This is a genomic window from Methylobacterium platani (genome assembly GCF_001653715.1).
In the GTDB taxonomy this organism is placed as follows: domain Bacteria; phylum Pseudomonadota; class Alphaproteobacteria; order Rhizobiales; family Beijerinckiaceae; genus Methylobacterium; species Methylobacterium platani.
On sequence record NZ_LWHQ01000017.1, the window covers coordinates 40,217 to 65,427 of the forward strand.

The following is a 25,211-nucleotide window of genomic DNA, read 5'->3' on the forward strand; positions in this document are numbered from 1 at the left end:
TTCACGACATGCTGGACGATCAGTCGCGGGCGGAGGCCCCGGTGGGACGGGACGCGCCGGCGTCCGTCGTGACGCAGGGAAATGCGACGCGGGCCGAGAACACCCGCGCGCTCCAGGAGAACACCCGCGCCCTGCGCGAGCGCGTGCCGCAGGACGAGGCGGCGGGCAAGCCGGGCGACGCGGACGAGACGACGTCCGACGACCGGAGCGACGACGGCAAGCAGAAGAAGCCGGGCCTGGTCCGGCGCCATCCGCTGTGGTTCGTCCTCGGTGCGGTGGTCCTGCTCCTCGCGGCGGCCGGCGGCTACTGGTACTGGCTCACGTACGTCCACCCCTACGAGAGCACCGACGACGCCTTCGTCGACGCGCGCCAGTTCGCGGTCTCGCCGAAGGTGTCGGGCACCATCACCGCCGTGCCGGTGACCGACAACCAGCACGTCGAGGCCGGCGCGGTCCTGTTCCAGATCGACACGCGCGACTACGAGGTCGCGCTTCAGCAGGCGCGGGCGCAGGTCCAGTCGGCCCAGGCGCAGATCCAGGGCTTCGAGGCGCAGATCCTGGCCCAGCAGGGGAGCATCCAGGAGGCCAAGGCCCAGGTCGAGCAGGCCAAGGCGGCGCTCCAGTTCGCCAAGCAGGACGCGGCGCGCTACCAGGATCTCGCCCAGCGCGGCGCCGGCTCGGTGCAGCAATCGCAGCAATCGACCTCGAACCTGCAGCAGCAGCAGGCGAACGTCGATCGCGCCAACGCCGCCGTGACGGTGGCCCAGCGCCAGATCGGCTCGCTCCAGGCCCAGAAGGCCGGCGCCGAGGCGAGCCTCGCCCAGGCCCGGGCGCAGGAGGCGCAGGCGAAGCTGAACCTCGACTACACGACCGTCACGACGGCTCAAGGAGGGCGGGTGGTGCGCCTCACCGGCGCGGTCGGGCAGTTCGCGCAGGCGGGGCAGGCGCTCAGCATGTTCGTACCGGACGACATCTGGGTCACGGCGAACTTCAAGGAGACCCAGATCACCGACATGCGCCCGGGCCAGCCGGTCGACGTCGAGATCGACGCCTATCCGGACCATAAAATCACCGGCAAGGTCGATTCGGTCCAGCCGGGCTCGGGCACCGCCTTCAGCCTGCTGCCGGCCGAGAACGCCACCGGCAACTACGTCAAGGTGGTGCAGCGCGTGCCCGTGAAGATTTCGGTCGACAACTGGCCGAAGGACGTCTCGATCGGCCCCGGCATGTCGGTCGTCCCGACGGTGCGGGTCCGCTGAGGGGCCTGCCGTGAGCGGTCAGAACCCCGCCGACAGCGCCGCCGGCGACCACAATCCCTGGATCATCGCCATGGTGGTGGCGCTCGCCACCTTCATGGAGGTGCTCGACACCACCATCGCCAACGTGGCGCTGCGCTACATCGCGGGCGGCCTGGCGGTCGGCCCCGACGAGGCGGCCTGGGTGGTGACGAGCTACCTCGTCGCCAACGCGATCGTGCTCACCGCGTCGAGCTTCCTCGCCAAGCGCTACGGCCGCAAGGCGTTCTTCATGGCGGCGATCGCGCTGTTCACCGTCTCCTCGGTGCTGTGCGGCCTCGCCTGGAGCCTCGAATCGCTCCTGTTCTTCCGGATCCTCCAGGGGCTCGGCGGCGGCGGCATGGCGCCGCTGGCGCAATCGATCCTGGCGGATTCCTTCCCGCCGGAGAAGCGCGGCCAGGCCTTCGCCCTCTACGGCGTCGCGATCGTGGTCGCCCCGGTGGTCGGGCCGACGCTCGGCGGCTGGCTCTCCGACCAGTATTCCTGGCACTGGTGCTTCCTCATCAACGCCCCGGTCGGCGTCGTCGCCCTGTTCCTGATCTGGTGGCTGGTGCAGGACCCGAAATCGGCGGTCGAGGAGAGGAAGCGCCTGCGCCGCGAGGGCGTGCGCTTCGACATCGTCGGCTTCGTCCTGGTCGCGACCTTCCTCGGCTCGCTCGAGGTCGTCCTCGACGAGGGCCAGCGCAAGGACTGGTTCGGCTCGAACCTGATCGTGGTCTTCGCCTGCCTGATGGTGCTGTCGTTCGTCGCGATGATCCCGTGGGAGCTGAAGCACAAGAACCCGGTCATCGACCTGCGCCTGCTCGGCCAGCGCCAGTTCGGTTCCTGCTTCCTGGTGATGCTCGCCACCGGCGCCATCCTGATCGCCACGACGCAGTTCCTGCCGCAACTGCTTCAGGACTATTTCGGCTACACCGCCACCTGGGCCGGCCTGGCCTTGTCACCGGGCGGCATCGTCACCTGCGTGATGATGTTCGTGATCGGCCGCGTCTCGACGTTCGTCCAGCCGAAATACCTCATCGCCACCGGCGCCACCATCATCGCCTTCGCGATGTACGAGCTCACCAACCTGTACGGTGACCTCAACTTCGGCTTCTTCGTCTGGTCGCGGGTCTATATCGGCATCGGCCTGCCGATGATCTTCCTGTCGATCACCGCGGCCTCGTACGAGGGCATCTCCAAGGACCAGACCGATCAGGCCTCGGCGCTGATCAACGTCGCCCGCAACGTCGGCGGCTCGATGGGCGTGTCGCTGGCCCAGAATATCCTGGCCTATCGCCAGCAATTCCACACCAGCCGGCTCGTCGAGCACATCGTTCCCTCGGAGCCAGCCTACAAGGAGACCTTGCGGGCCGCGACGCAGTTCTTCTCGACCCGCGGCGCCAGCACGGTCGATGCCCAGAACCAAGCCATCGCCTGGATCGGCCAACAGGTTCAGACCCAGTCCGCTTTTCTCGCTTACATCGACGTGTTCTGGGCGCTCGCCGTGGTCTCGGCCTGCGCCGTGCCGCTGGCGATGATCCTCAAGAACGTGAAGCGCGGCGGCGAGGCGCCGGTGGGGGGGCACTGAGCGTTGCCATCGGGATCGAAGCTCGTCGTCTACGCCGCGCTGGCCGGCAACCTCGCCATCGCGGTCACCAAGCTCGCGGCGGCAGCGTATACCGGTTCCGGGGCGATGTTCACGGAAGCGGTGCACTCCTTCGTCGATACCGGCAACCAGGGCCTGCTGCTCTACGGGATGCGCCGCGCCGCGCGGCCGGCCGACGACAGCCACAACTTCGGGCACGGGCTGGAGCTGTACTTCTGGTCCTTCGTCGTCGCGCTGCTGATCTTCACCCTCGGCGGCGCCTACGCGGTCTACGAGGGCGTCGAGAAGCTGCGCCATCCCGAGCCGATGACGACGCCATGGGTCAACGTCGCGGTGCTGGGCCTGTCGGCGGTGTTCGAGGGGCTGTCCTTCCGCACGGCGCGTCGCGAGATGCGGGCCCGCTTCGCCCGCGAATCGCTCTGGCAGGCGGTCGCCCGCAGCAAGGACCCGAGCACCTTCGCGATCATCCTGGAGGACGGGGCGGCGCTGATCGGCCTGGGGCTGGCGCTCGCCGGCGTGGTCGCGAGCGGCTTCCTCGGCCGGCCCGAGGGCGACGGCATCGCCTCGGTGGCGATCGGGCTCCTGCTCGTCGCGACCGCCGGCGTGCTGTTCCGCGAGACCCGCAGCCTGCTCACCGGCGAGAGCGCCTCGCCCCGGCTGATCGAGACCGCGCGGGAGATCCTGGCCGGCGACCCCCGGGTGGTGCGGATCGAGCGGATGCGCAGCCTGCAGCTCGGGCCCGGCACGGTGCTGCTCGCCGTCACCCTCGATCTCGCCCCCGGCCTCTCCGCCGACGGCCTGCGCCGCGCCACCGCGGACCTGCGCGCCGCGATCCGCCACGGCCTGCCGGGCATCGCCCATCTCTATTTCCAGCTGCCGGCGCGGGAGCACGAGGGCGCGGACGCGAGCGAACGATCGGTAAAAAAATCCTGAACGAGCCGGAACCGGCCGGCGCATCATCCGTTGATGCAGTGTCTCCGGCGCCGGGCCGTCCTTGCCCTGCGCTGCTCCCGTGGCCGCTTCGCTCAAGCTGAGGCCCGGGATCACGGGATCAGGGGAGCTGGCTCAGGGCTGCGGGCGGTGCCTCGTTCGGCCTGCGGGTATCGATCTGCTCCGCGATCGCCGCGACTGGCTGGTACAGGTCGAGGCGCTGATCGATCATGCCGTCGAGTCGGTTATAGACCTCGGCGACCGTCAGGCTGCGCAGCTTCCGCCCCTCGCGACGGAAGAACAGGCTGCGATTGGCCTTCGCCGCCGCCCGGAACGATGCCTGGGCCGGCTGATGCGGCTTCTCGGCCGTCAATTCCATGAACTTACCGGCGCTCGCGGCCCCCAGGAAATGCGCGAAGTAGCATTCCGTGGTCGTCAGGTCGCGCCCGAGGCGCTGCTCGACCCGCGAGCGGTCGCGCTTCATCATCTCGCCGGCCATCAGGCTCGCCGCGTAGGGGTCGCGGCGCAGGGCCAGCACCCGGCGCCGGTCGGCGTCCTTCAGCACCACCAGCGTCCCGCCCCGCTTCTCGATCAGGTCGGCCTCGGTCGCATATCCGTGCTTGGCGCCGAAGTTGCGCAGGAGTTCGAGCCAGGTGCCGGTGAGGAACTGGAACAGCCCCTCGGCAGTCGAGGTGCCGGCGCGGACGCTCGGCTGGAAGCTCGATTCCTTGTCGGCGAGCGCCATCAGGTAGACCGGATCGACCTCGGTCTCGCGGGCGGCCCGCACGATGGTCTCGACCAGCGCCCGCGGCACCTTCTTGTCGCCGAACACCACCCGGCCGTCCTCGGTCTCCTCCGGCAGGGCGGTCACCTCGGGCAAGGAGATCTCGGGCAGGGAGATCTCGGGGGCGGGAGAGGCCGCCCGGGGCAGGGAGGCGTCCTGGGCCAGAGAAGCCTCTTGAACCACGGAGGCGTCCTGGGCCGCGGAGCCGGTCTGGGCCAGCGACATCTCCGGCGACAGGGACGCCTCCCGGGTCGACGGCGCATCGGCGCGGGGCGCGTCGTCGCCCGGAATCACCGCCTCCGGCGCCGTGCTCGCCGGCACCGTGTCCTGCACGTCCTGGCGCAGGCGCTCGAGGTCCTGCCGGATCAGCGCAGAGGTGCTCGGAGTCTCCTCGACGAGGGCCGGGCCCGGCCAGTCCGGCATCAGGCCGCGGGACGCGGCGGGCGGACGGGGGGCGGAGAAGTCGATCCGGTCATGCGCCTCGGCCGCCGGGGCCACGGCGTCCTGCGGCAGGCAGGCCGCGAAGGCGACGCCGACCGCGAGCGCCGCGGCGGTCTTGCGGGCGAGCGAGGCCGCCAGGGACACCGTGTGGCTGCGCGCTCTCGAATGATGGCCTTCGCGGGCGGTCAGCCAGCGGATGGTATCGGTGCCCGCCTCGGGCACGAGTCGGCCAGCGTCGTCGGCGCAGGGCGCCGGCTCCGGGTGAACCCCCATCTCCAACCTTTTGTCCTTGGCGCGGAACCGGTCCTGTCGGGGCCGCGCCGTTGCTTCGCTCGTCCGCACCTCTGGCCGCCGGGTGTGTCCATAATGGGACGAGGCCGGGGCAGGCCCGGCGGCGATTTTGCGGCGCGGCCTCCGGCGGGGGGCGGGGCCCAGCGCTGTCAGAGCCTCAGGGAGCGACCGGCGGCGCGCGAAAAAATCGTGCACCCTTCGGGAACCAAAGACTCCGCCGGGCATTTCCAGTCGCCACGCGGAAGTAGAGCGAACGATTGCTCCAGCGCCCCTTCCGGGGTCCGCGGGTCTGAAAGAGGACAATCCCTACCGATGAGCATGCAGCCCGGTCGGCGCGTCGGCGTCGCTTTCGTCGGGATGGGTGGGGCTGTCGCCACCACTGCCATCGCCGGCATCGAGATGATCAAGTCCGGTTCGAATCGTCTCGATGGTCTGCCCCTTGCGGGCCATGCCGTGGCCGGGATGGTCGGTTACAAGGATCTGGTCTTCGGCGGGTGGGACCTCAATGGCGACGATCTCGGCGCCGCGGCGGCCGGTCACGGCGTCCTCACCCGGCAGGACATCGAGAACGGCGCCCAGGTGCTCAACGGCATGAAGCCGTGGCCGGCGGTCGGCAGCGCCAAGTTCTGCAAGAACATCGACGGCGGCAACCGCATCGTCGCCAAGGACCACCGCGAGGCGGTCGACTGCATCGCCGGCGACCTTAAGCGCTTCCGCGAGGAATCGGGCGTCGACGACGTGGTGGTGGTCAACCTCGCCTCGACCGAGCGCTGGCCCGACCTCGACGACCCGACGCTGAACTCGGCGGCCGCCTTCGAGCGCGGCCTCGATTCGAGCGACGAGGCGATCAGCCCGGCGATGCTCTACGCCTACGCGGCGATCAAGAACGGCATCCCCTACGCCAACTTCACGCCGTCGGTCGCCGCCGACGTGCCGGCGCTGGTCGATCTCGCCAAGCAGATGAACGTCCCGGTCGCCGGCAAGGACGGCAAGACCGGCCAGACGATGATGAAGACGGTGCTGGCCCCGGCGCTCAAGTCGCGGGCGCTGCACGTCGACGGCTGGTTCTCGACCAACATCCTCGGCAACCGCGACGGCCTCGCCCTCAACGACAAGGACTCGCTCCAGTCCAAGCTCAACACCAAGGGTACGGTGCTGGATTCGATCCTCGGCTACCCGGTCGAGGATCACCTGGTCCACATCCACTACTATCGCCCGCGCGGCGACGACAAGGAAGCCTGGGACAACATCGACGTCACCGGTTTCCTCGGCCAGCGGATGCAGATCAAGATCAACTTCCTGTGCAAGGACTCGATCCTGGCCGCCCCGCTGGTGATCGAGATCGCCCGCGTCCTCGACCTCGCCAAGAAGCGCGGCGACGGCGGCGTGCAGGAGCAGCTGTCGCTGTTCTTCAAGGCGCCGATGGTCAAGAACGGCCACGGCCCCGAGCACGCCTTCGGCGCGCAGGAGCGCATGCTGCTCGACTGGCTCGGCGTCCACTAGGAATGGCCGCCAACCACGACGCGGCTGGCGGGGCTCACGCCCCGCTCGCCCTGCGCGAGCTTCTCGTGGAGCTCAACGACATCAAGCGCGTCCGATCCGCCGGGCGCGACGGCTCGATCGCCGAGCGGCTCTTCCTCCAGGCCTGGGCGGCGCTGGCCGGCGGCGCCGATCCGGCGGACCTCGCCCTCGACATCACCGCCAAGGCGCTCGCGGCCTCCCGCCTCGGCGACCTCGACGCGGCGTTCCTCGCCGTGGCCGGCCTCTCCGCGGATCAGGCCTCCGCCGTGCTGGTGCGGGGCTTCGACGAGGTCGCCGGCCCGCTCGACCCGGCCCTCGCCGACCGCCTGCGCGCCCGCCTCGCCGCGCCGCGGGAGTGGACACCCGGTCCGCTGCCGCACTTCGCGCGGCTCCAGGCCGACCAGCCCCGGGCCGGCGTCACCTGCCCGGGCAAGCCGCGCATCCTGCTCGAGCCGCCCGAGAACCATGCCGAGCACTGCCTGACCGTCGCGGTCTACGGCGTGGCGCTCAGCCCGTTCTACGGTGCCGACCCGACCACGGTCTTCGTCGCGGCCCTCGCCCACCACCTGCACAACGCCCTGATGCCGGATGCCGGCTTCACCGGCGAGATCCTGCTCGGCGACCACCTCGATGCGGTGATCGCGACCTTGAGCGAGCGGGCCCTGTCGGAGCTGGACGCGCCGCTGCGGGACGTGGTCGCCGCCTCGCGCAAGATCCTGGCGGACGATCGCACGGCGGAGGGCCGGGCCTTCCACGCGGCCGACGTGATCGACCGGGTGCTGCAGATCGCCCAGCACCTGCGGGCCGCCTCGCTCACCATGGATACGGTGCTCGGCGAGATGGCGCTCGTCCATGACGGCCCGGTGAAGGGCTTCCACGATCGGGTGCTCGCCGACATGCGGCTGCCGTGACGAGGGCGGCGGACGCCCTTTCGGGTCCCTCGGGGGATCCGTTCGGGAGTCCGCCCGTCCTTGGGCGTCCGCGCCCGCGCTCTATCTCACGTCAGAGCCTGCTGCAGGGCGGGCGCCGCGAGGAAACGCATCCGTGATCCCGTTCGGGCTCCTCTCGCCGGTGACCGGCGAGGCGCTGCACCACGATACGCCCCATTCCCTGCGCGAGGGCAAGCGCGGCCCGCGCTGGCCGGTGGTCGACGGCATTCCCTACCTGCGGGTCGGGCGCGACGGCCTGATCGGCGAGGTGCTCGGCCATCTCGACAAGGGCGCGCCGGGCCACGCCCTCGAAGTGCTGCTGGCCGACCAGGACGATTGGTGGACCGGGCCGAGGGCCGATCCCGCGACCCTGCGCGACCTCGTGCGCGAGATGAAGTACGTCTCGCTGCGCGAGGCCTGCGCCCGCCTCGGCTGGGGCCGGGTCGGCGACTACTTCGTCAACCGCTGGACCGACCCGACCTATCTCGCCGGCCTCGCCCTGCTGGAGGCGCACTGGAACAAGCCCTCTTGCGCCTTCGAGCTCGCCTGCGGCATCGGCCATTACCTGCGCGAGCTGCAGGGGCGGGGCGTGCGGGTCTCGGGCGGCGACGTGGTCTTCGCCAAGCTCTGGGTCGCCCGCCACTGGGTCGCCGGGCAGCGGCCGCAGCTCGTCTGCTTCGACGCCGCCTCGCCGCACTGGCCGATCGACCAGGCGCCCGTCGACCTCGTGATGTGCCACGACGCCTTCTACTTCCTGCCCGAGAAGGCCCGGATCCTCGAAGCCCTGCGCAAGACCGCCGGCGAGGAGGGATGGCTGGCGCTCAGCCACGTCCACAACAGCGCCCGGCCGGGCTTCTCCGCCGGGCACGCGGTCTCGGGAACCGAGATCGAGGAGCTGTTTCCCGACGGCCTCGTCTACGACGACGACGAGCTGACCCGGGCGCTGGTCGAGGCCCGCGCGCCGGTGCCGGCCGCGCCGGCCGCCCTCGACCACGTCGAGGCCTTCTCGGTCGTCTGCGGCCCCGGCATGCGCCCGGCGCCCCGGCCCCTGGTCGATGGCCTGACCCTGCCGCGGGAGGGGGCGCACTTACGCCTCAACCCGCTCTACGCGCCCGATCCGGCGGGGGGCACCACCATCGCCTGGCCGTCCGAGCGCTACCGCGACGAATACGCGCCGCGTGCCACCTACCCGCTGCACTCCGAGGGACCCGAGACCCTGGAGATGACGCCCGACACCCTCGACCGCGCCCGCATCCGCGAGTTCGTCGACCTGCCGGAGCGGTGGTGATGCCGGATTCGATCGGCTGGGGCATCGTCGGGTTCGGCTGGGTCGCCCGGGACTTCATGGCGCCGGCGATCCGGGAGGCCGGTCACCGCCTCGTGGCGGTCTGCGATCCGGGGGCCGAGGCGCGGGCCGCCGCCGCTGCGCTCGGCGCGCGGGGTCACGCCGACCTCGCCGGGCTCATCGCCGAGCAGGCGGTCGAGGCGGTCTACGTCGCCACCCCCAACCATCTCCATCGCGGCGCCGTCGAGGCGCTGGCGGAATCCGGCAAGGCGATCCTGTGCGAGAAGCCGATGGCGGCCGCGCTCCCCGACGCCGAGGCGATGGCGGCGTCGGTGGCCCGGACCGGCATCCTCTACGGCACCGCCTTCGACCAGCGCCACCACCCGGCCCACAAGCTCCTGCGCGACGAGATCCGCGCCGGCCGGGTCGGCACCGTCACGGCGGTCCGGATCGTCTATGCCTGCTGGCTCGACCGGGGCTGGACGGCGATTCCCGGGCAGGCCAACTGGCGCATCGATGAGGCCCAGGCCGGCGGCGGGGCCTTGATGGACCTCGCCCCCCACGGCCTCGACCTGACCGACTTCCTCCTCGACGAACCGATCCTCGACGTCACGGCGCTGACCCAGGCCCGCGCCCAGGATTACGCCGTCGACGACGGCGCGCTGGTGATCGGCCGGACCGGTTCGGGCGTGCTGGCGAGCCTGCACGTCGCCTATAACTGCCCCGACGCGCTGCCGCGGCGGCGTCTCGAGATCGCCGGCACCCGGGGCCTGCTCGTCGCGACCGACACGATGGGCCAGGAGGCCGGCGGCCGCGTCACCTTCACGAGCGGCGCCACGGGCGAGAGCGTGCCGCTCCCCTTCGACGCGGCGGCCTCGCCGTTCCTGGAGCAGGTGCGGGCCTTCGGGCGCAGCGTCCGCGATCCGGCCGGGCGCGACGCCTGGTCGGCCGCGCGCGACCTCCACACGATGCGCCTCCTCGCCCGCGCCTACGCCGCCTCGCCCTCGCATCTGCCCGCCCGATCCCCCGTCATGCCGGCCGCCTGAGGCCCGCGGAGAAGTTTCCTCATCGTGGACAAACCCACCGCCCCCCGCCCGTATTCCTACGGCCAGAAACGCATCGTCGAGGGCCTCCCCGGGCGCCTGCCGGACGCGGTCCGCGCCTATCTCGACGTGCTGCCCCCGGGAAGGATCGTCGGCTTCCCGCTCGCGCCCCTCGACCGCACCGGGGTGCCGTGCTGGTTCGTGTCGCTGTTCCTCGACGATCCCTACTTCGTCGGCGCGATGCCGAGCGGCATCGGCTACGGCGCCACCGACGACGAGGCGATCATCGGCTCGGTGGCGGAGATCGCCGAGAACCTGATGCCGAGCCTGGCGCTGATCCCGCGCAAGAAGGAGCGCGGCAGCTACCACGACCTCGTGCGGGTGTTCGGTGCGAATTCGGTCGCCGATCCGCTCACCCTCGGCCTGCCGGCGGGAAGCCCGGTCGACCGCGACACCGTGCTCGAATGGACCGGCACCGTGCGGGCGCGCACCGGAGAGACGGTGCTGATGCCGCTCGACCTCGCGGCGACCGACTATTTCGAGCTGTCGCCGCGCTACCAGCCCTTCACCAACCTGATCACCAACGGGCTCGGCGCCGGGCCGGACGTCGAGTTCGCCCTCGGGCACGGGCTGCTCGAGCTGCTCCAGCGCGACGGCAACGGCCTCCTGTTCCGCGCCCTCGACCAGGGCGTGATGCTCGACACGTCGGAAGGCCTGGGGCCAGAGACGCGCGGCATGCTCGACCGGCTGGAGGCGTTGGGCATCCGCGCGATGCCGAAATTCGCCACCGACCAGTTCGGCTTCACCAACGTCTACTGCGTCGGCTACGACGTCGACCCCTCCCGCGCCCCGGCGCCGATCGCGCTCTCGGCCTGCGGCGAGGCCTGCGATCCCGACCGCGAGCGGGCCCTGCGCAAGGCGATCCTGGAATTCCAGGCGGCCAGGGTGCGCAAGACCTTCGGGCACGGGCCGCTGGATCTCGCCCGCTCGATCACCCCGCCGGGCTACGTCGACGCCTTCATCGAGAAGGCGCTGCCGAGCCTCGACCTCGAGGAGGGGAGGGCGCTCGCCGCGATGCTCGACTGGATCGACAAGCCGGCCGAGACCCTGCGGGGCTTCCTCAGCCAGACGGTCTATTCCGAGCGCGCGACCAAGCGCTTCACCGACCTGCCGACGCAACCCGCGCCCACCGGCCAGGACCGCGCCCGCATCGCCCGCGAGCGGCTGGAGGCCGAGGGCTTCGACGTGCTCTACGTCGACGCCTCGCCGCCGGGCGGCGGGGTGGGCATCGTCAAGGCGATCGTGCCGGGGCTCGAGGTCGAGACCATGAGCTACGCCCGCATCGGCGAGCGCAACACGCGCAAGCTCCTCGAGCGCGACCACCCGCTGATCCGCTTCGGTGAGGAGAGCGAGAGCCTGCGCCCGGTGCGCCTGACGCCCGAGGCCCTGGAGCGCTTCGGCGGCCAGCCGCTCTTCGACGTCGCGCTGGCGGAGACGATCGTCGGGCCGCTCTATCCGCTCTACCGCGAGCCGGAATCGCACCACGCGCCGTTCCGCCTCGAACGCCGGGGGAGGGCGGCATGAGCCTGCGCTTCGCCTACAACACCAACGGGGCGGCCAATCACCGCCTCGACGACGCGCTCGATCTCGTCGCGGATGCCGGCTACGACGGCGTCGCGCTGACCCTCGACATCCACCACCTCGACCCGTTCGCGGAAGGCTGGGCGCGGGAAGCCGAGCGGGTGCGCGGCCGGCTCTACGCCTTGGGCCTCGGCTCGGTGATCGAGACCGGGGCCCGCTTCCTCCTCGACCCGCGGGCCAAGCACGAGCCGACCCTGGTGACGGCGGATGCGGCGGGCCGCGCCCGCCGGGTCGCGTTCCTGCACCGGGCCGTCGACATCGCGGCGATCCTGGGCTCGGAGGCCGTGTCGTTCTGGGCCGGCGTGCCGAAGCCCGGCATCGATCCCGCCGAGGCGCGGGGCTGGCTGCGGGACGGCCTGGAGCAGGTCGTCGCCTACGCCGCCGAGCGCCGGGTGGTCGCCGCCCTCGAACCCGAGCCCGGCATGCTGGTCGAGACCCTGGACGACTACGCCGCCCTCGCCATCCCGGGCCTGCGGCTGGCTCTCGATACCGGCCACTGCCTGGTGACGCAGGAGCGCGAGCCCGCCGCGGCGGTTCGCGAGTTCGCCGAAAGCCTCGGCACCGTGGCGATCGAGGACATGGCGCGCGGCAGCCACGTCCACCTGCCCTTCGGCGAGGGCGACATGGACGTGGCGGGCGTGCTCGACGCCCTCGACGCCATCGATTTCGACAGGCTCGTCTGCGTCGAGCTCTCCCGCGAGAGCCACCGGGCCGACCGGATGATCCCGGATTCGCTCCGCTACCTCAGGGAGTGCCGCCGATGAGGATCTGCTTCGTCAGCCGGCGCTACTTCCCGGCGATTTCCGGCATGAGCGTCTACGCCCAGAACCTCTTGCGCGAGCTCGTCGGCGCCGGCCACGACGTCACGATGGTGAGCCAGTACCGGGGCGACGCCTTCGGCACCAAGGTCTATGGCGGCGGCCCGCCGCCGCCGGTCCCGGGCGTGCGGGTGATCGGCCTCGAGCAGCGCGGCGAGCAGGAGAGCGGCGACTTCGAGCGCGACATCGCCACGATGGTCGAGACGATCGCGGCCGAGCACGCCAGGCAGCCCTTCGACGTGCTGCACGCCCAGTACGGCTACCCGACGGGCTTCGCCACGCTGATCGCCTCCGAGCGACTGGGCGTGCCGAACGTGGTCTCGATCCAGGGCGGCGACGGCCACTGGGTCGGCTCGTGCTGCGAGACCCATCGGCTGGCCATGGTGCGGGTGCTGGCCCATGCCAACGCGCTGCTGATCGGCGGCCGCTCCTTCGTGGCCGAGGTCTGCGACCGGCTCGGCAGCGATCCCGGTCGCTTCACCATCGTGCCGGGCGCCGTCGACACCGCGCGCTTCCGGCCGCCGGCGGGCTGGCAGCCGGGTGACGCCGCCGACCCGGTGCGGCTGTTCTACCACGGCCGGGTCGACCGCCGGAAAGGCGTGCTGGACTTCCTCGATGCCTTGAGCCTGCTGCGCCTGCGCGGCACGCCGTTCTCAGGCGTCATCTCCGGCATCGGGCCCGACGTGGAGCCGGCCCGCGCGCTCGCCGCCGATCTCGGCTTCTCGGAGGCCGACGTCCGCTTCACCGGCTACGCCGAGTACGACGCGGTGCCGGGCCTCTACGCGATGGGCGACGTGTTCGTCTCGCCGACCTACGCGGAGGGGTTCTCCAACACCATCCTGGAGGCGATGGCGGCCGGCCAGGCGGTGGTCTCGACCCACTCGGTCGGCGTCTCGGACTGCCTGCGCGATAACGAGAACGGGCTCATGGTCCAGCCCGGCGACGTGCCGGCTCTGGCCGAGGCCCTGCACCGGATCGTCACCGACCGCTCACTTCGCGCCCGCCTCGCGGCGGCCGCCCTGGAGGAGTGCCGGCGGGTCTATTCCTGGCAGGCGGTGGGGCGGCAGATCATGGAGGTCTACGCCGCGGTGAAGGACGAGCGGCCGGATCCCGGGTTCGATCCGGACCTGCCGCACGACCCGAATTGCCGCTTCCGGGCGGAGCCGCATCTGTTGTGAGGTTCGCTCCCGGATCGTGCGCATGTCCCCTCTCCCCGCCCGCGGGGAGAGGAGAACCCGCGCCATCCAAGTCGTCGTCAGTCGAGTCCCATGCCCACAGCCCTCGCCCTCTCGCCCCATCTCGACGACGCCGCCTTCTCCTGCGGCGGCACCCTGGCGCAGCTCGCGAGTGCCGGGTGGCGGGTCGTGATGGTGACGCTGCTCACCGCGAGCGTGCCGGAGCCGGCGGGGTTCGCGCTGGCCTGCCAGCTCGACAAGGGGCTCGGGCCGGAGGTCGACTACATGGCGTTGCGCCGCGACGAGGACCGGGCGGCGGCGGCCGCGCTCGGCCTCGGCCCGCCGGTCCACGTCGCCCTGTGGGAGGCGCCGCATCGCGGCTACGCCTCGGCGCCCGAGCTCTTCGCCGAAACCCGGGCCGACGACCGGCTCGCCGACGACCTCGCCCCGGTCCTCGCGCGCCTGATGGACGAGGGGGCGCCCGACCTGCTCCTGGCGCCGCAGGGGGTGGGCGGCCACGTCGATCACGTCCAGCTGGTGCGGGCGCTCACCGCGCTCGCACCCGCCTGCCCGATTCTGTGGTGGCGCGACTTCCCCTACACCGTGCGCGCCCCCGACCCGAAGGAGCCGTTCCGCGAGACCTTCGCGGCCCTGGCGCCCGTCACCGTGCGCCTGTCCCCGGAGGAGGCGGCGGCCAAGCACGCCGCCTGCGCGGCCTATGCGAGCCAGATCGGCTTCCAGTTCGGCGGCCCCATCGGCCTCGCCGAGCGCCTGGACGCCGAGGGCGCGCGCGAGCATTTCCGCCTCGCCGGCACGATGCCGGACGGGCTCGCCCTCGCGTGAGCGACGGGCCGGCCGCACCGAAGAGCCTGGCCGATCCCGGCGCCCTCGCGGCGCGCCACGCCCTCGTCGCGGCCAGTCCCCACCTCGCGCCCCTGCGCCGCCTCGCCGAGCGGATCCGGGCCGAGCAGGACCGGCCGGTGCCGGAGGCGGACCCGCTGGACGGAGGCGTGAACGCCCGCCTGCTGCTGCTGCTCGAGACCCCCGGCCCGGCCACCGGCCGCACCGCCTTCGTCTCCCGCGACAACCCGACCGGCACCGCCGCCAACCTGTTCCGCTTCCTCGCCGGCGCCGGCATCCCGCGGGGCGACACCCTGATCTGGAACGCCGTGCCGTGGGTGATCCACGCGCCCGGCGCCCGCAACCGGGCGCCGCGCACGGGCGAGATCCGGGCGGCGCGGGCCTACCTGCCGCCGCTCGTCGCCCTGATGCCGGACCTCGCGGTCGTGGTCCTGTCGGGCCGGGTCGCGCAGGGGCTGGCGTCGGGCCTCGCCGAGGCGCGTCCCGGCCTGCCCGCGGTGGCGATCCCGCATCCGAGCCCGACCTATGTCTGCACCAGTCCGGCGGTGCCCGAACGCATCGCCGCGGGCCTCGCGCAGGCGGCCCGCCACCTCGGCCTCCCCGGCTGATTGCCCGCTGCCGCATGGTCCGGCTGGTCATTCGGCGGCGGAGGGCCTACATGGCGAGCACATGCGAGCGGGGCTCGGTCGGAGTGCCGCCGGGCACCCTTGTGCGCGAGCCTGGCCGCGAACGGCCGCGGGCTCGCGCCGGCGACCAGCGGAGTCGGACGCCGACGCGATGAATTTCGCCACGCAGGACAAGAACCTCGCGCAGGCCCAGCGGCTGCGCGACGCGGCGGCCGGGACGGCGCCGCCGCGCGACGAGGATCCGGCCGGGCAAGATCCCGGACAGGATCCCGGGCGTGACCCGTCGGCGCCGGAGGAGCGCCACGCCCGCCACCGCCGACGCTATGCCTGGATCGGCACGGTGGCGAGCGTCGTGCTGTTCGTCATCTCCCTCGGGGTGCTCGGCAAGCTCGTCTCCACCGTCACCTGGGCCGACCTGCGCACCGCCTTCCTGGCGGCGACGCCGAACCAGATCGGGCTCGCCATCCTGCTGGTGGTGGTGAGCTACCTCTTCCTCACCTGCTACGACGCGCTGGCCCTGCGCCAGCTCAGGCTGAAGGTGCCCTACCGCACCACCGCGCTCGCCTCCTTCACCAGCTACGCGGTGAGCTTCAACCTCGGCTTCCCGCTGCTGACGGCCGGCACGGTGCGCTACTGGATCTATTCCGGGCAGGGCTTGAGCCCCGGGCGCATCGCGGCGCTCACCATCGTGGCGGGCTTCACCTTCTGGCTCGGCATGGGGGCGGTGCTCGGCATCAGCCTGATCCGCGAGGCCGAGCCGCTCTCGCACCTCACCTACACGAGCGTCCTGTTCAACCAGGGCCTCGGGGTCGCGACGCTGGCCGCCGTCCTCGGCTACCTCGCCTGGGTCACGGTCGGGCGGCGCAGCGTCAAGGTGCGGGGCTGGCGCCTGGAGCTGCCGGGCCTGAAGCTGTCCCTGAGCCAGATGCTCGTCGGCGCCGGCGACGTCTGCGCGGCGGCCGGCGTGCTCTACGTGCTGCTGCCGGCCGGCCACGGCGTCAGCTTCGAGGCCTTCGTGGCGATCTACGTGCTCGCCGCGATGCTCGGCATCGCCAGCCACGCGCCGGGCGGGCTCGGGGTGTTCGAGGCCACGGTGCTGCTGGCCCTCTCGGGCCTGCCGCGGGAATCGGTGCTCGGCGCGCTGCTGCTGTTCCGGGTCTGCTACTACCTGGTGCCGTTCGTGGTGGCGCTGGCCGCCCTCGGCGCCTATGAGATCGCCAAGCGGGCGCGCCTCACCCCGCGGGAGGCGCCCGACGATGATGCCGCCGAGAGCGACCCGACGCCCTGAGCCCGGGCCCACGCCGGACGGCGCGGCCCCGGACGAGCCGGCCGCGCCGCCGCCGTTCCTGCCGGGGGCGGCCGGCACGCTCTCCTCCGCCCGGCGGGCGGCCTGGCGCGGGGCGTTCTGCGCCGTCCTGATCCTCGTCGGCGGCCTGACCTGGCTGCACGGCCCCGATCTCGGCACCGGATTGATGGCCGTCCTCGCCCTCCTGGCCGGCGGCCTCGTCGCCGCGCCGCGCCGGGGCGAGCCGGTGCCGCGCTCCGACGCGCAAGCCAGGAGCGGCCGCCACGGCATCGCCGAGGCGCTGCTCGCCAACATCCCCGACCCGGTCATCCTGATCGACCGCCGCGCCCTGGTGATCGAGACCAACGCCGCCGCCCGCGCGCTCCTGCCCTCCCTGCGCACGCGCCACCCGCTCTCCTTCGCGCTGCGCGACCCCGACGTGCTCGACGGCATCGAGACGGTCCTGCGCACCGGCGAGCCGCTGAAGACCCTGTATTCCCCCCGGGTGCCGACCGAGCGCACCTTCGAGGTGCAGATCGGCGCCATGCAGGGCGGCGAGGCCGGGCGGGGCGGCCCGAACGTGGTGCTGTTCCTGCGCGACCTCACCTCGGCCCAGCGCCTCGAGACGATGCGGGTCGATTTCGTCGCCAATGCCAGCCACGAGCTGCGTACCCCGCTCGCCTCGCTGCTCGGCTTCATCGAGACCCTGCAGGGCCCGGCCCGGGACGACACCAAGGCGCGCGAGCGCTTCCTCGGCATCATGCGGGTGCAGGCCCTGCGGATGACGCGGCTGATCGACGACCTGCTGTCGCTCTCCCGCATCGAGTTGCGCGCCCACGTGCCGCCGACCGAGGTGGTCGACGTCGCCCCGCTCGCCCGCCAGATCGCCGACGCGCTCGGGCTCATCGCCCGCGAGCGCGGCGTCGCCATCGCCCTCGATGCCGAGCCGGGCCCGCAGCGGGTCCTCGGCGACCGCGACGAGATCCTGCGGGTGATCGAGAACCTGGTCGAGAACGCCGTGAAGTACGGCGGCGACGGCGGCCGGGTCGACGTGCGGCTCGGCCGCCTGCCGGCGGAGGACGGGCGGCCGCCCCAGATCGAGATCGCGGTGCGCGACGAGGGCGCCGGCATCGCGCCCGAGCACCTGCCGCGCCTGACCGAGCGGTTCTACCGGGTCGACGCCGCCTCGAGCCGGCAACAGGGCGGCACGGGCCTGGGCCTCGCCATCGTCAAGCACATCCTCAACCGCCATCGCGGCCGGCTGGTGATCGAGAGCACGCCGGGGGAGGGGGCGACCTTCCGCGCCCTGCTTCCCGCCCACGGCGAGTCCAGGGCGGCGGCCATCCCCGATCAGGGGCAGGCGACGAGCAGCCGCCCGGTATAGTCGACCGCCGCCGCCGCGGCGGCGCCCGGGGTGCCGGTGGCCTCCCCGTCGGGGATCAGCTGCTCGCCCTCCTGGGCCTCCCGGGCCGGGCGGTTGAGCTTGAGCACGCAATCCGGGCTGCCCGACAGCCTGACCGGATCCCCCGGCGGCAGCCCGAAGGCGACGTAGAAGTCCGGGTCGTCGAAGCTCACCACCAGGGTGCGCACCGGAGCGGCGGGCCCCTGCGGCACCAGGGTGAACTCCATGGTGAGGCGCCCATGCGCGAAGCTCGCCTTCGGGCCGGGGCCGGCCTTGAGGACGAGGGGGCGCCCGTTGAGCTTTCCCTGCGTGAAGAACGCGGTCTCGGCCATCGCGTCCAGGCGCTCGACGGCCATCGCGTCGAGCTTGGCCGGATCCGGCACCCCGTCGCGCTTCGAATCGAGGTTCAGGACCGCGAAGGCGGAGTATTCCGGATCGAAGGTCCAGGATTCCCGGATCGCCACCAGGTTGCGCTTCTGGTCGAGCACCAGCTCGGCCCGGGCCTGCACCCAGACGTGCGGGTGCGCGAGCGCCGCTCCCGCCGTGCCGCACAGCATCGCCAAGGCCGCCAGTCCGCGCCCGATCATCATCCGCTCCCGCCTCGGCCCGCGCCCGATCGTGTCCCGACCGTGTCCCGGGACCGCTCCGCCCTCTGGAGCGAGAGCGCGGCGAAACCATGTTCGTGACGCAACGGCCGGCGGCGATCCCGGCCATGTCGCAACGCCGCCCCGCACCCCACATCCGTCGCGGGAGACCGCCACCATGACCGCACCCGCCCGCCGCCTCACCCTGCCCGTCGAGGGCATGACCTGCGCCTCCTGCACCGGCCGGGTCGAACGGGTGCTGAAGCGGGTGCCGGGCGTGCAGGCGGTGGCGGTCAACCTCGCCACCGGCCGCGCCACCCTCGACCTCGCGCCCGACAACGACCCGACCGCGCTCACGGCTGCGGTGGAGGGCGCCGGCTACGCCGTGCCCGAGACGGTGACCGAACTCTCCGTCGAGGGCATGACCTGCGCCTCCTGCACCGGCCGGGTCGAGCGGGTGCTGACAAGCGTGCCCGGCGTGCGGGCGGCGAGCGCCAACCTCGCCACCGGCCGGGTCAGCGTGCGCCATCCCGACGGCCTCGTGCCGCGCGACGCCCTCGAGGCGGCCGTGCGCGAGGCCGGCTACGAGCCGCGCCCGGCGACGGCGCAGGCGGAGGGGGCGCCGGCGGCGCCCCGCGAGGCCGACGCCCTGACCCGCGACCTGATCCTCGCCGCGCTGCTGTCGCTTCCGGTCGTGGTGCTCGACATGGGCGCGCATGGCGCCGGCCACGGCCTTCTGCCCATGGCCGGGATTTTCGGGATTTCCTGGAGCGCCGGCCTCCAGGCCGTGCTCGCCACCCTGGTGCTCGCCGGGCCCGGCCGGCGCTTCTTTACCCGCGGCCTGCCCGGCCTGGTGCGGGGCCACCCGGACATGAACGCGCTCGTCGCCCTCGGCGCCGGCGCCGCCTACCTCTACTCCCTCGTCGCGACCCTCGCGCCCGGCCTGCTGCCGGCGGGCGCGGCCCACATCTACTTCGAGGCCTCGGTCCTCATCGTCACCCTGATCCTGCTCGGCCGCACCCTCGAGGCGCGGGCCCGGGGCCGCACCGGCGCGGCGATCGCCCGCCTCGTCGGCCTCGCGCCGAAGACCGCGCTCCTCCTGCGGGACGGCGCCGAGACCGAGGTGCCGGCGGCCGATCTCCGGGTCGGCGACCGGGTCCGGGTCCGCCCCGGCGAGCGCCTGCCGGCGGACGGCCGGGTCGTCGAGGGCACGTCCCGCGTCGACGAGAGCATGCTGACCGGCGAGCCGGTGCCGGCGGCGAAGGGCCCGGGCGACGCGGTCACCGGCGGCACCGTCAACGGCACCGGGGCGCTCACCGTCGCGGTCGAGCGGGTCGGCGCCGACACCGCGCTCGCGCAGATCGTCCGCATGGTCGAGGCGGCGCAGGGTGCGAAGCTCCCGATCCAGGCCGTGGCCGACCGGGTCACCGCCCGGTTCGTGCCGGCGGTGCTCGGCCTCTCCCTCCTGACGCTCCTCGCCTGGCTCGCCCTCGCGCCGGCCCCGGCGCTCGGGGAGGCCCTGGTCCACGCCGTCGCGGTGCTGATCATCGCCTGCCCGTGCGCCATGGGGCTGGCGACGCCGACCTCGATCATGGTCGGCACCGGCCGGGCGGCGGAGCGCGGCGTGCTGTTCCGCAGCGGCGCCGGCCTGCAGGCGCTGGAGGACGTGCGCGTGGTCGCCTTCGACAAGACCGGCACCCTGACCGAGGGCCGCCCCGCCCTCACCGACCTGATCCCGGCTCCCGGCTTCGATCCCGACGCGGTGCTGGCCGCCGCCGCCGCCCTCGAATCCCGCTCCGAGCACCCGATCGCCCGCGCCATCGTCGCGGCGGCGGCCGAGAAGGGGCTGGCCCTGCCGCCGGTGAGCGACTTCGTGGCGGTGCCGGGCCACGGCGTCACCGGCCGGGCCGGCGGGCGGCCGGTCGCGATCGGCGCCGCCCGTCACCTCGCCGGCCTCGACCTCGCGGGCCTGGAGACCGAGGCCGAGCGCCTGGCCGGACAGGGCCGCTCGCCGGTCTTCGTCGCCCTCGACGGCGTGCCGGCGGCGGTCCTCGCCGTCTCCGACCCGGTCAAGCCCGGCGCCGCCGCGGCGGTCCGGGCGCTGATCGACCAGGGCCTCGCGGTCGCCCTCGTCACCGGCGACGCGCGGGGCACCGCCGAGGGCGTCGCCCGCCGCCTCGGCATCGCCACCGTGCTCGCCGAGGTGCTGCCCGCGGGAAAGCGCGACGCCGTCCGGGCTCTGCGCGAGCGCTACGGCCCGGTCGCCTTCGTGGGCGACGGCATCAACGACGCCCCGGCGCTCGCCGAGGCCGAGATCGGGCTTGCCATCGGCACCGGCACCGACGTGGCGGTGGAGAGCGCCGACGTGGTGCTGATGGCCGGCGATCCCGCCACCGTCGCCGAGGCCCTGCGCCTGTCGCGCGCCGTGATGCGCAACATCCGCCAGAACCTGTTCTGGGCCTTCGCCTACAACGCGGCGCTGATCCCGGTCGCGGCCGGGGTGCTGCGGGCGGTCGGCGGGCCGTCGCTGTCGCCGGTCCTGGCGGCCGGCGCCATGGCCTTGTCGAGCGTGTTCGTGGTCGGCAACGCGCTGCGGCTCAGGCGGGCGTGAGGCCCGGCGGCCTCACCGTCCCGTCGCGAGGGCCGGGCAGTTCCCCTGCTCCAGCGGCCGGAACGCCTGCTCGCCCGGGATCGTCGCGACCGTCTCGTAGAAGTCCCACTCGCCCATCGAGGCGGCGGGCGCCTTGACGCGGAAGACGAAGACGTCGTGTACCATCCGCCCGTCCGGGCGCAGGCGCGCGTTGCGCACGACCTCGTCGGCGATCGGCACCCGGTGCATCGCCGCCATCACGGCGCCGGCCTCGTCGGTGCCGGCGGCGGCCGCCGCCTTCAGGTAGTGGCGCACCGCCGAATAGATCCCGGCATGGATCGCCGAGGGCACGGTGCCGTGGCGCGCCCGGAACCGGGCCGAGAACGCCCGGGTGCCCGGGTCGAGGTCCCAGTAGAAGCCCTCGGTCAGCACCGTGCCCTGCGCGGTCTCGAGCCCGATGCTCCGCACGTCCATCACGGTGAGGAAGAAGGCCGCGAGACGCTGGCCGCCGCCGAGCAGCCCGAAGTCGCGCGCCGCCTTGACGCCGGTGATCGTGTCGCCGCCGGCATTGGCGAGCGCCACGATGTCGGCGCCCGACCCTTGCGCGGTGACGATCTGCGACGAGAGGTCGGCGGCCGGGAAGGGATGGCGCACCGAGCCGAGGACGCGCCCGCCCTTGCGGGCGACGAGCTGGCGCGTATCGGCCTCGAGCTGGTTGCCCAGCGCGTAATCGGCGGTGACGAGCTGCCAGGTCGTGCCGGGCTGCGTCAGGGTCGTCGCGACGCCGGCGACCTGGACGTAGGTGTCCCACATCCACTGCACGATGTGGCTCGGCAGGCAGGAATCGCCGGTGAGCCGCGCGGTGCCGCCCGGGAACAGGCCGAGGCGGTTCTTGGCCTTGAGCAGCGGCGGCAGGGCGAGCTGGATCGAGGCGTTCGACATGTCGGTCAGCACGTCGACGCCCTGGCGGTCGATCCACTCGCGGGCGAGGGCGGAGGCCACGTCGGCCTTGTTCTGGTGGTCGGCGGAGACGACCTCGATGGTCATTCCCCGGCACTCGGCCGCGAGGCAGTCGTCGACCGCCATCTGGGTCGCCGCCACCGAGCCCTTGCCGGTGATGTCGGCATAGACCCCCGCCATGTCGGTGAGGACGCCGATCCTGACCTTGCCGTCCGAGAAGTCGGCGGCGGCGGGGCGTGCGGTGGCGAGGCTCGCGGCGAGGAGGGCGGCGAGGAGGGCCGGGCGCCGCGACCCCGGCATCGAACGCATCGTCACGAGGCCCGGATCCGGTCGAGGCCCGTCCAGTCGAACGCGATGCCGTGGCCGGGCCGGTCCGGCGCCACCGCGGCGCCGTCCTCGATCGCCAGCGGCTCGGCGATGTAGGCGTCGAGGCCGAAGCCGTGCGCCTCGAGGTAGGAGCGGTTCGGGCAGGCGGCGAGGAGGTGCACCGTGACGTCGTGCGCGCCGTGCGACGTGACCGGCAGGTTGAAGGCTTCCGCCAGGTGGGCGATCTTCATGAACGGGGTCACGCCGCCGCAATTGGTCACGTCCGGCTCCGGATAGGTGACGCCGCCGGCCGCGATCAGCTGCTTGAAGTCCCACAGGGTCCGCAGGTTCTCGCCCGCCGCGATCGGCAGGCCGCCCTCGCGCACGACGCGGGCCTGGCCGGCGACGTCGTCCGGGATCACCGGCTCCTCCAGCCAGGTGAGGTCGAAGGGCTGGAACGCCCGCGCGGCGCGGATCGCCTCGTCGGCGCTCCAGCGCATGTTGGCGTCGGCCATCAGCGGGAACCCGTCGCCGAGATGCTCGCGCATCGCCCGCACCCGCTCGACATCCTCGGAGAGCCTGGGCCGTCCCACCTTCATCTTGATGGCGCGAAAGCCCTTCTTCAGGTTGTCGTCGGTCTGGCGCAGCAGCCGGTCGAGGGGCAGCTGGAGGTCGATGCCGCCGGCATAGGCCGGCACGCGCGGATCGTGGCCGCCGAGCAGGGTCCAGAGCGGCTGGCCGAGGCGCTTCGCCTTCAGGTCCCACAGGGCCATGTCGACGGCCGACTGGGCGAGCACCGTCGGGCCGCCGCGGCCGCCGTAATGCTGGCCCCACCACAGGCGCTGCCACAGGTGCTCGATCCGGTCGGCCTCCTGGCCGACGACCTGCTCAGGGACGTCGCGCCGCAGGATCGCCTCGACCGCCGCGCCGTTGCGGCCGCAGGTATAGGTGTAGCCCACGCCCTCGGCGCCGTCGGCATCGCGCAGCCGGACGGTGTTGAGCTCGAAGTCGGGCATGTCGCCGTGCATGCTGTCGCTGAGGGTGACCGCCAGCGGCACCCGGTAGTAGCCGGATTCCAGCGCAACGATGCGGGGCATGGCGTTCCTCCCTGCCTGGCAGCTCATCGGCCGCGCCCGGACAGACCAGTCTTATATTTATGGCCAAGGTCTATTGGCGGGCCGCCATGTGGTCAAGACGTGATCGTGACGTCATGCCGGCGGGCGCCTCGCGATTATTATCGCGGGCGCGCGATGGGCGGCCGGATCGTCGCCCTCGGGGCGATCCATCGTGCGCGATCCAATTTCGGATGGTGCCTACCTTGTGTTGACTTCCGCCGAATTGCCTCCGGGCCCGTCCCGTGCTGATATATCGGACGATCGCCCGATCAACGAGGCGGATGGGAGGAACGGACCGATGAAGCGAGTGATCGCGGGAGCGCTGTCGCTGGGCGCCCTGATGCTGGCAGCGCTGCCGGCCGTGGCGCAGGACAACAAGACGCTCACCGTCTGGTTCAGCAAGGGCTTCTACCGGTCCGAGGACGAGTCGCTCTGGGCGACGATCAAGAAGTTCGAGCAGAAGACCGGGATCAAGGTCGAGCTGTCGCAATACGCGATCCAGGACATGATCCCCAAGACCGTGGCGGCGCTCGATTCCGGCTCGCCGCCCGACGTCGGCTACTCCGACACCTACAACAACCAGGCCGCCGGCAAGTGGGCCTACGAGGGCAAGCTCGAGGACCTCACCGACATCCTCCAGCCGATGATGCCGCGCTTCGCGCCCCAGACCGTCGAGCACGTGCTGCTCATGAACGGGCAGACCGGCAAGAAGGCCTATTACGGCTTCCCGCTCAAGCGCCAGACGCTCCACACCGAGATCTGGGGCGACATGCTGGAGAAGGCCGGCTTCAAGCAGGCCGACATCCCGCAGAAATGGGCCGATTACTGGGCGTTCTGGTGCGACAAGGTCCAGCCGGCCTACCGCAAGGCGTCGGGCACCCGCACCTACGGCATCGGCGCGCCGATGGGCGTCGAGTCGACCGACAGCTTCCAGTCGTTCTACGCCTTCATGGACGCCTACGACGCCCGGCTCGTCGACAGCGACGGCAAGCTGACCGTCGACGATCCGAAGACCCGCGAGGGGCTGGTCAAGGCGCTCAAGGACTACACCGACCCCTACGTGAAGGGCTGCGTGCCGCCCTCGGCCACGACCTGGAAGGACCCCGACAACAACGTCGCCTTCCACAACCGCACCACGGTGATGACGCACAACTTCACCATCTCGATCGCCGCGAAGTGGTACGAGGACAGCGTCAACCCGAACAACACGCCCGAGCAGCGCGAGGCGGCGAAGAAGGCCTACGAGGAGACGATCATCACCGCGCCGTTCCCGGCCCGGCCGGACGGCAAGCCGATGACCTACCGCGCCGACGTCAAGCACGGCGTCGTGTTCTCGGGCGCCAAGAACAAGGCGGCGGCCAAGGAGTTCGTGAAGTTCATCATGGAGGAGGACAACCTCCGTCCCTACGTCGAGGGCGCGATCGGCCGCTGGTTCCCGGTGACGAAGGAGTCGATCGAGAGCCCGTTCTGGCAGGCCGACAAGCACCGCAAGGCCGTCTACAACCAGTTCAAGTCCGGCACCGAGCCGTTCGACTACGTGAAGAACTACAAGTTCACGCTGGTCAACAACGAGAACGTGTTCGCCAAGGCGATGAACCGGGTGGTGAGCGAGAAGGTCCCGGTTGAGAAGGCCGCCGACGAGATGCTGGCCCGCGTCAAGCAAATCGCCGGGCAGTAAGACGGCAGGTCTGATCGTTCGAAGTTAAGGCGCTTCCCCTCCCCCTTGTGGGGAGGGGCTAGG

21 protein-coding genes are annotated in these 25,211 nt (G+C 72.3%); 16 read left to right on the forward strand and 5 right to left on the reverse strand.

Annotation, left to right across the window (positions count from 1 at the left end):
- Nucleotides 1-8 precede the first annotated feature (8 nt).
- The 3 genes from A5481_RS09975 to A5481_RS09985 all read left to right on the forward strand — a co-directional run bounded on the left by A5481_RS09975 (nt 9) and on the right by A5481_RS09985 (nt 3,816).
- Nucleotides 9-1,259 carry an HlyD family secretion protein gene (locus A5481_RS09975; RefSeq protein WP_048433962.1) on the forward strand — a complete coding sequence of 417 codons (1,251 nt, stop codon included), beginning with the start codon at nt 9-11 and terminating at the stop codon, nt 1,257-1,259.
- 70 nt (nt 1,260-1,329) lie between these two features.
- The gene (locus tag A5481_RS09980; RefSeq protein ID WP_156311841.1) at nt 1,330-2,865 is read left to right on the forward strand and encodes a DHA2 family efflux MFS transporter permease subunit; all 1,536 of its coding nucleotides are present in this window, start codon (nt 1,330-1,332) and stop codon (nt 2,863-2,865) included.
- A 3-nt stretch (nt 2,866-2,868) separates the two neighbouring features.
- Nucleotides 2,869-3,816, forward strand: coding sequence for a cation diffusion facilitator family transporter (locus A5481_RS09985; RefSeq protein ID WP_048433960.1), 948 nt, complete (start codon nt 2,869-2,871; stop codon nt 3,814-3,816).
- Between the two features lie 118 nt (nt 3,817-3,934).
- Here A5481_RS09985 and A5481_RS09990 read toward each other — a convergent pair whose 3' ends face one another.
- Both A5481_RS09990 and A5481_RS35165 read right to left on the reverse strand, forming a co-directional pair.
- Nucleotides 3,935-5,311: a transglycosylase SLT domain-containing protein gene (locus A5481_RS09990; RefSeq protein WP_048433959.1), complete on the reverse strand. Its 1,377-nt coding sequence runs from the start codon at nt 5,309-5,311 to the stop codon at nt 3,935-3,937.
- 324 nt (nt 5,312-5,635) lie between these two features.
- Nucleotides 5,636-5,779, reverse strand: coding sequence for a hypothetical protein (locus A5481_RS35165; RefSeq protein WP_245238820.1), 144 nt, complete (start codon nt 5,777-5,779; stop codon nt 5,636-5,638).
- Nucleotides 5,780-5,791: 12 nt separating this feature from the next.
- Here A5481_RS35165 and A5481_RS09995 point away from each other — a divergent pair, with 12 nt between their 5' ends.
- The 11 genes from A5481_RS09995 to A5481_RS10045 all read left to right on the forward strand — a co-directional run bounded on the left by A5481_RS09995 (nt 5,792) and on the right by A5481_RS10045 (nt 17,897).
- Nucleotides 5,792-6,832 carry an inositol-3-phosphate synthase gene (locus A5481_RS09995; RefSeq protein WP_245238818.1) on the forward strand — a complete coding sequence of 347 codons (1,041 nt, stop codon included), beginning with the start codon at nt 5,792-5,794 and terminating at the stop codon, nt 6,830-6,832.
- A gap of 2 nt (nt 6,833-6,834) precedes the next feature.
- Nucleotides 6,835-7,761: an HD domain-containing protein gene (locus A5481_RS10000; protein WP_048433957.1), complete on the forward strand. Its 927-nt coding sequence runs from the start codon at nt 6,835-6,837 to the stop codon at nt 7,759-7,761.
- A 133-nt stretch (nt 7,762-7,894) separates the two neighbouring features.
- Complete coding sequence (locus A5481_RS10005; RefSeq protein ID WP_048433956.1) at nt 7,895-9,067, forward strand: class I SAM-dependent methyltransferase; 1,173 nt, start codon at nt 7,895-7,897, stop codon at nt 9,065-9,067.
- The gene (locus A5481_RS10010) at nt 9,067-10,110 is read left to right on the forward strand and encodes a Gfo/Idh/MocA family protein (RefSeq protein ID WP_048433955.1); all 1,044 of its coding nucleotides are present in this window, start codon (nt 9,067-9,069) and stop codon (nt 10,108-10,110) included. Before A5481_RS10005 ends, A5481_RS10010 begins: the two co-directional genes overlap by 1 nt.
- A 24-nt stretch (nt 10,111-10,134) precedes the next feature.
- On the forward strand, nt 10,135-11,691 hold the full coding sequence (locus A5481_RS10015) for a YcaO-like family protein (RefSeq protein ID WP_245238815.1): 1,557 nt from the start codon (nt 10,135-10,137) through the stop codon (nt 11,689-11,691).
- A complete protein-coding gene (locus A5481_RS10020) occupies nt 11,688-12,512 on the forward strand; it encodes a sugar phosphate isomerase/epimerase family protein (protein WP_048433953.1) in 825 nt (274 codons plus the stop codon). Before A5481_RS10015 ends, A5481_RS10020 begins: the two co-directional genes overlap by 4 nt.
- The gene (locus A5481_RS10025) at nt 12,509-13,744 is read left to right on the forward strand and encodes a glycosyltransferase family 4 protein (protein ID WP_048433980.1); all 1,236 of its coding nucleotides are present in this window, start codon (nt 12,509-12,511) and stop codon (nt 13,742-13,744) included. Before A5481_RS10020 ends, A5481_RS10025 begins: the two co-directional genes overlap by 4 nt.
- A gap of 90 nt (nt 13,745-13,834) precedes the next feature.
- Complete coding sequence (locus tag A5481_RS10030) at nt 13,835-14,584, forward strand: PIG-L deacetylase family protein (RefSeq protein ID WP_048433952.1); 750 nt, start codon at nt 13,835-13,837, stop codon at nt 14,582-14,584.
- A complete protein-coding gene (locus tag A5481_RS10035) occupies nt 14,581-15,210 on the forward strand; it encodes a uracil-DNA glycosylase (protein ID WP_048433951.1) in 630 nt (209 codons plus the stop codon). The genes A5481_RS10030 and A5481_RS10035 overlap by 4 nt, the downstream gene beginning before the upstream one ends.
- A gap of 169 nt (nt 15,211-15,379) precedes the next feature.
- Nucleotides 15,380-16,516 carry a lysylphosphatidylglycerol synthase domain-containing protein gene (locus A5481_RS10040; protein ID WP_048433950.1) on the forward strand — a complete coding sequence of 379 codons (1,137 nt, stop codon included), beginning with the start codon at nt 15,380-15,382 and terminating at the stop codon, nt 16,514-16,516.
- On the forward strand, nt 16,485-17,897 hold the full coding sequence (locus A5481_RS10045; RefSeq protein WP_245238813.1) for an ATP-binding protein: 1,413 nt from the start codon (nt 16,485-16,487) through the stop codon (nt 17,895-17,897). Before A5481_RS10040 ends, A5481_RS10045 begins: the two co-directional genes overlap by 32 nt.
- Here the strand turns inward: A5481_RS10045 and A5481_RS10050 are convergent.
- The gene (locus A5481_RS10050) at nt 17,864-18,502 is read right to left on the reverse strand and encodes a DUF1007 family protein (RefSeq protein ID WP_245238811.1); all 639 of its coding nucleotides are present in this window, start codon (nt 18,500-18,502) and stop codon (nt 17,864-17,866) included. The genes A5481_RS10045 and A5481_RS10050 overlap by 34 nt on opposite strands.
- A 175-nt stretch (nt 18,503-18,677) precedes the next feature.
- Between A5481_RS10050 and A5481_RS10055 the strand changes: the two genes are divergently transcribed.
- Nucleotides 18,678-21,110: a heavy metal translocating P-type ATPase gene (locus A5481_RS10055; RefSeq protein ID WP_048433948.1), complete on the forward strand. Its 2,433-nt coding sequence runs from the start codon at nt 18,678-18,680 to the stop codon at nt 21,108-21,110.
- A 12-nt stretch (nt 21,111-21,122) separates the two neighbouring features.
- Here the strand turns inward: A5481_RS10055 and A5481_RS10060 are convergent, their stop codons facing one another.
- Nucleotides 21,123-22,358 carry an ABC transporter substrate-binding protein gene (locus A5481_RS10060; RefSeq protein WP_167350059.1) on the reverse strand — a complete coding sequence of 412 codons (1,236 nt, stop codon included), beginning with the start codon at nt 22,356-22,358 and terminating at the stop codon, nt 21,123-21,125.
- A 2-nt stretch (nt 22,359-22,360) separates the two neighbouring features.
- Entirely contained in the window at nt 22,361-23,452 is a 1,092-nt protein-coding gene (locus A5481_RS10065) for a mandelate racemase/muconate lactonizing enzyme family protein (protein ID WP_048433947.1), read from the reverse strand.
- Nucleotides 23,453-23,768: 316 nt separating this feature from the next.
- Here A5481_RS10065 and A5481_RS10070 point away from each other — a divergent pair, with 316 nt between their 5' ends.
- Nucleotides 23,769-25,148, forward strand: a complete 1,380-nt coding sequence (locus A5481_RS10070; protein ID WP_048433946.1) for an ABC transporter substrate-binding protein — start codon at nt 23,769-23,771, stop codon at nt 25,146-25,148.
- Nucleotides 25,149-25,211: the final 63 nt, after the last annotated feature.

What these genes read in the sequence shown, in the direction of transcription:
- A5481_RS09975 (WP_048433962.1), top strand. Translation starts at nt 9, where the DNA reads ATGCTGGACGATCAGTCGCGGGCGGAGGCCCCGGTGGGACGGGACGCG.
- A5481_RS09980 (WP_156311841.1), top strand. Translation starts at nt 1,330, where the DNA reads ATGGTGGTGGCGCTCGCCACCTTCATGGAGGTGCTCGACACCACCATC.
- A5481_RS09990 (WP_048433959.1), bottom strand. Translation starts at nt 5,311, where the DNA reads ATGGGGGTTCACCCGGAGCCGGCGCCCTGCGCCGACGACGCTGGCCGA.
- A5481_RS35165 (WP_245238820.1), bottom strand. Translation starts at nt 5,779, where the DNA reads ATGGCCCGCAAGGGGCAGACCATCGAGACGATTCGAACCGGACTTGAT.
- A5481_RS09995 (WP_245238818.1), top strand. Translation starts at nt 5,792, where the DNA reads ATGGTCGGTTACAAGGATCTGGTCTTCGGCGGGTGGGACCTCAATGGC.
- A5481_RS10000 (WP_048433957.1), top strand. Translation starts at nt 6,835, where the DNA reads ATGGCCGCCAACCACGACGCGGCTGGCGGGGCTCACGCCCCGCTCGCC.
- A5481_RS10010 (WP_048433955.1), top strand. Translation starts at nt 9,067, where the DNA reads ATGCCGGATTCGATCGGCTGGGGCATCGTCGGGTTCGGCTGGGTCGCC.
- A5481_RS10020 (WP_048433953.1), top strand. Translation starts at nt 11,688, where the DNA reads ATGAGCCTGCGCTTCGCCTACAACACCAACGGGGCGGCCAATCACCGC.
- A5481_RS10025 (WP_048433980.1), top strand. Translation starts at nt 12,509, where the DNA reads ATGAGGATCTGCTTCGTCAGCCGGCGCTACTTCCCGGCGATTTCCGGC.
- A5481_RS10030 (WP_048433952.1), top strand. Translation starts at nt 13,835, where the DNA reads ATGCCCACAGCCCTCGCCCTCTCGCCCCATCTCGACGACGCCGCCTTC.
- A5481_RS10040 (WP_048433950.1), top strand. Translation starts at nt 15,380, where the DNA reads ATGAATTTCGCCACGCAGGACAAGAACCTCGCGCAGGCCCAGCGGCTG.
- A5481_RS10045 (WP_245238813.1), top strand. Translation starts at nt 16,485, where the DNA reads ATGATGCCGCCGAGAGCGACCCGACGCCCTGAGCCCGGGCCCACGCCG.
- A5481_RS10050 (WP_245238811.1), bottom strand. Translation starts at nt 18,502, where the DNA reads ATGATCGGGCGCGGACTGGCGGCCTTGGCGATGCTGTGCGGCACGGCG.
- A5481_RS10055 (WP_048433948.1), top strand. Translation starts at nt 18,678, where the DNA reads ATGACCGCACCCGCCCGCCGCCTCACCCTGCCCGTCGAGGGCATGACC.
- A5481_RS10060 (WP_167350059.1), bottom strand. Translation starts at nt 22,358, where the DNA reads ATGCGTTCGATGCCGGGGTCGCGGCGCCCGGCCCTCCTCGCCGCCCTC.
- A5481_RS10065 (WP_048433947.1), bottom strand. Translation starts at nt 23,452, where the DNA reads ATGCCCCGCATCGTTGCGCTGGAATCCGGCTACTACCGGGTGCCGCTG.
- A5481_RS10070 (WP_048433946.1), top strand. Translation starts at nt 23,769, where the DNA reads ATGAAGCGAGTGATCGCGGGAGCGCTGTCGCTGGGCGCCCTGATGCTG.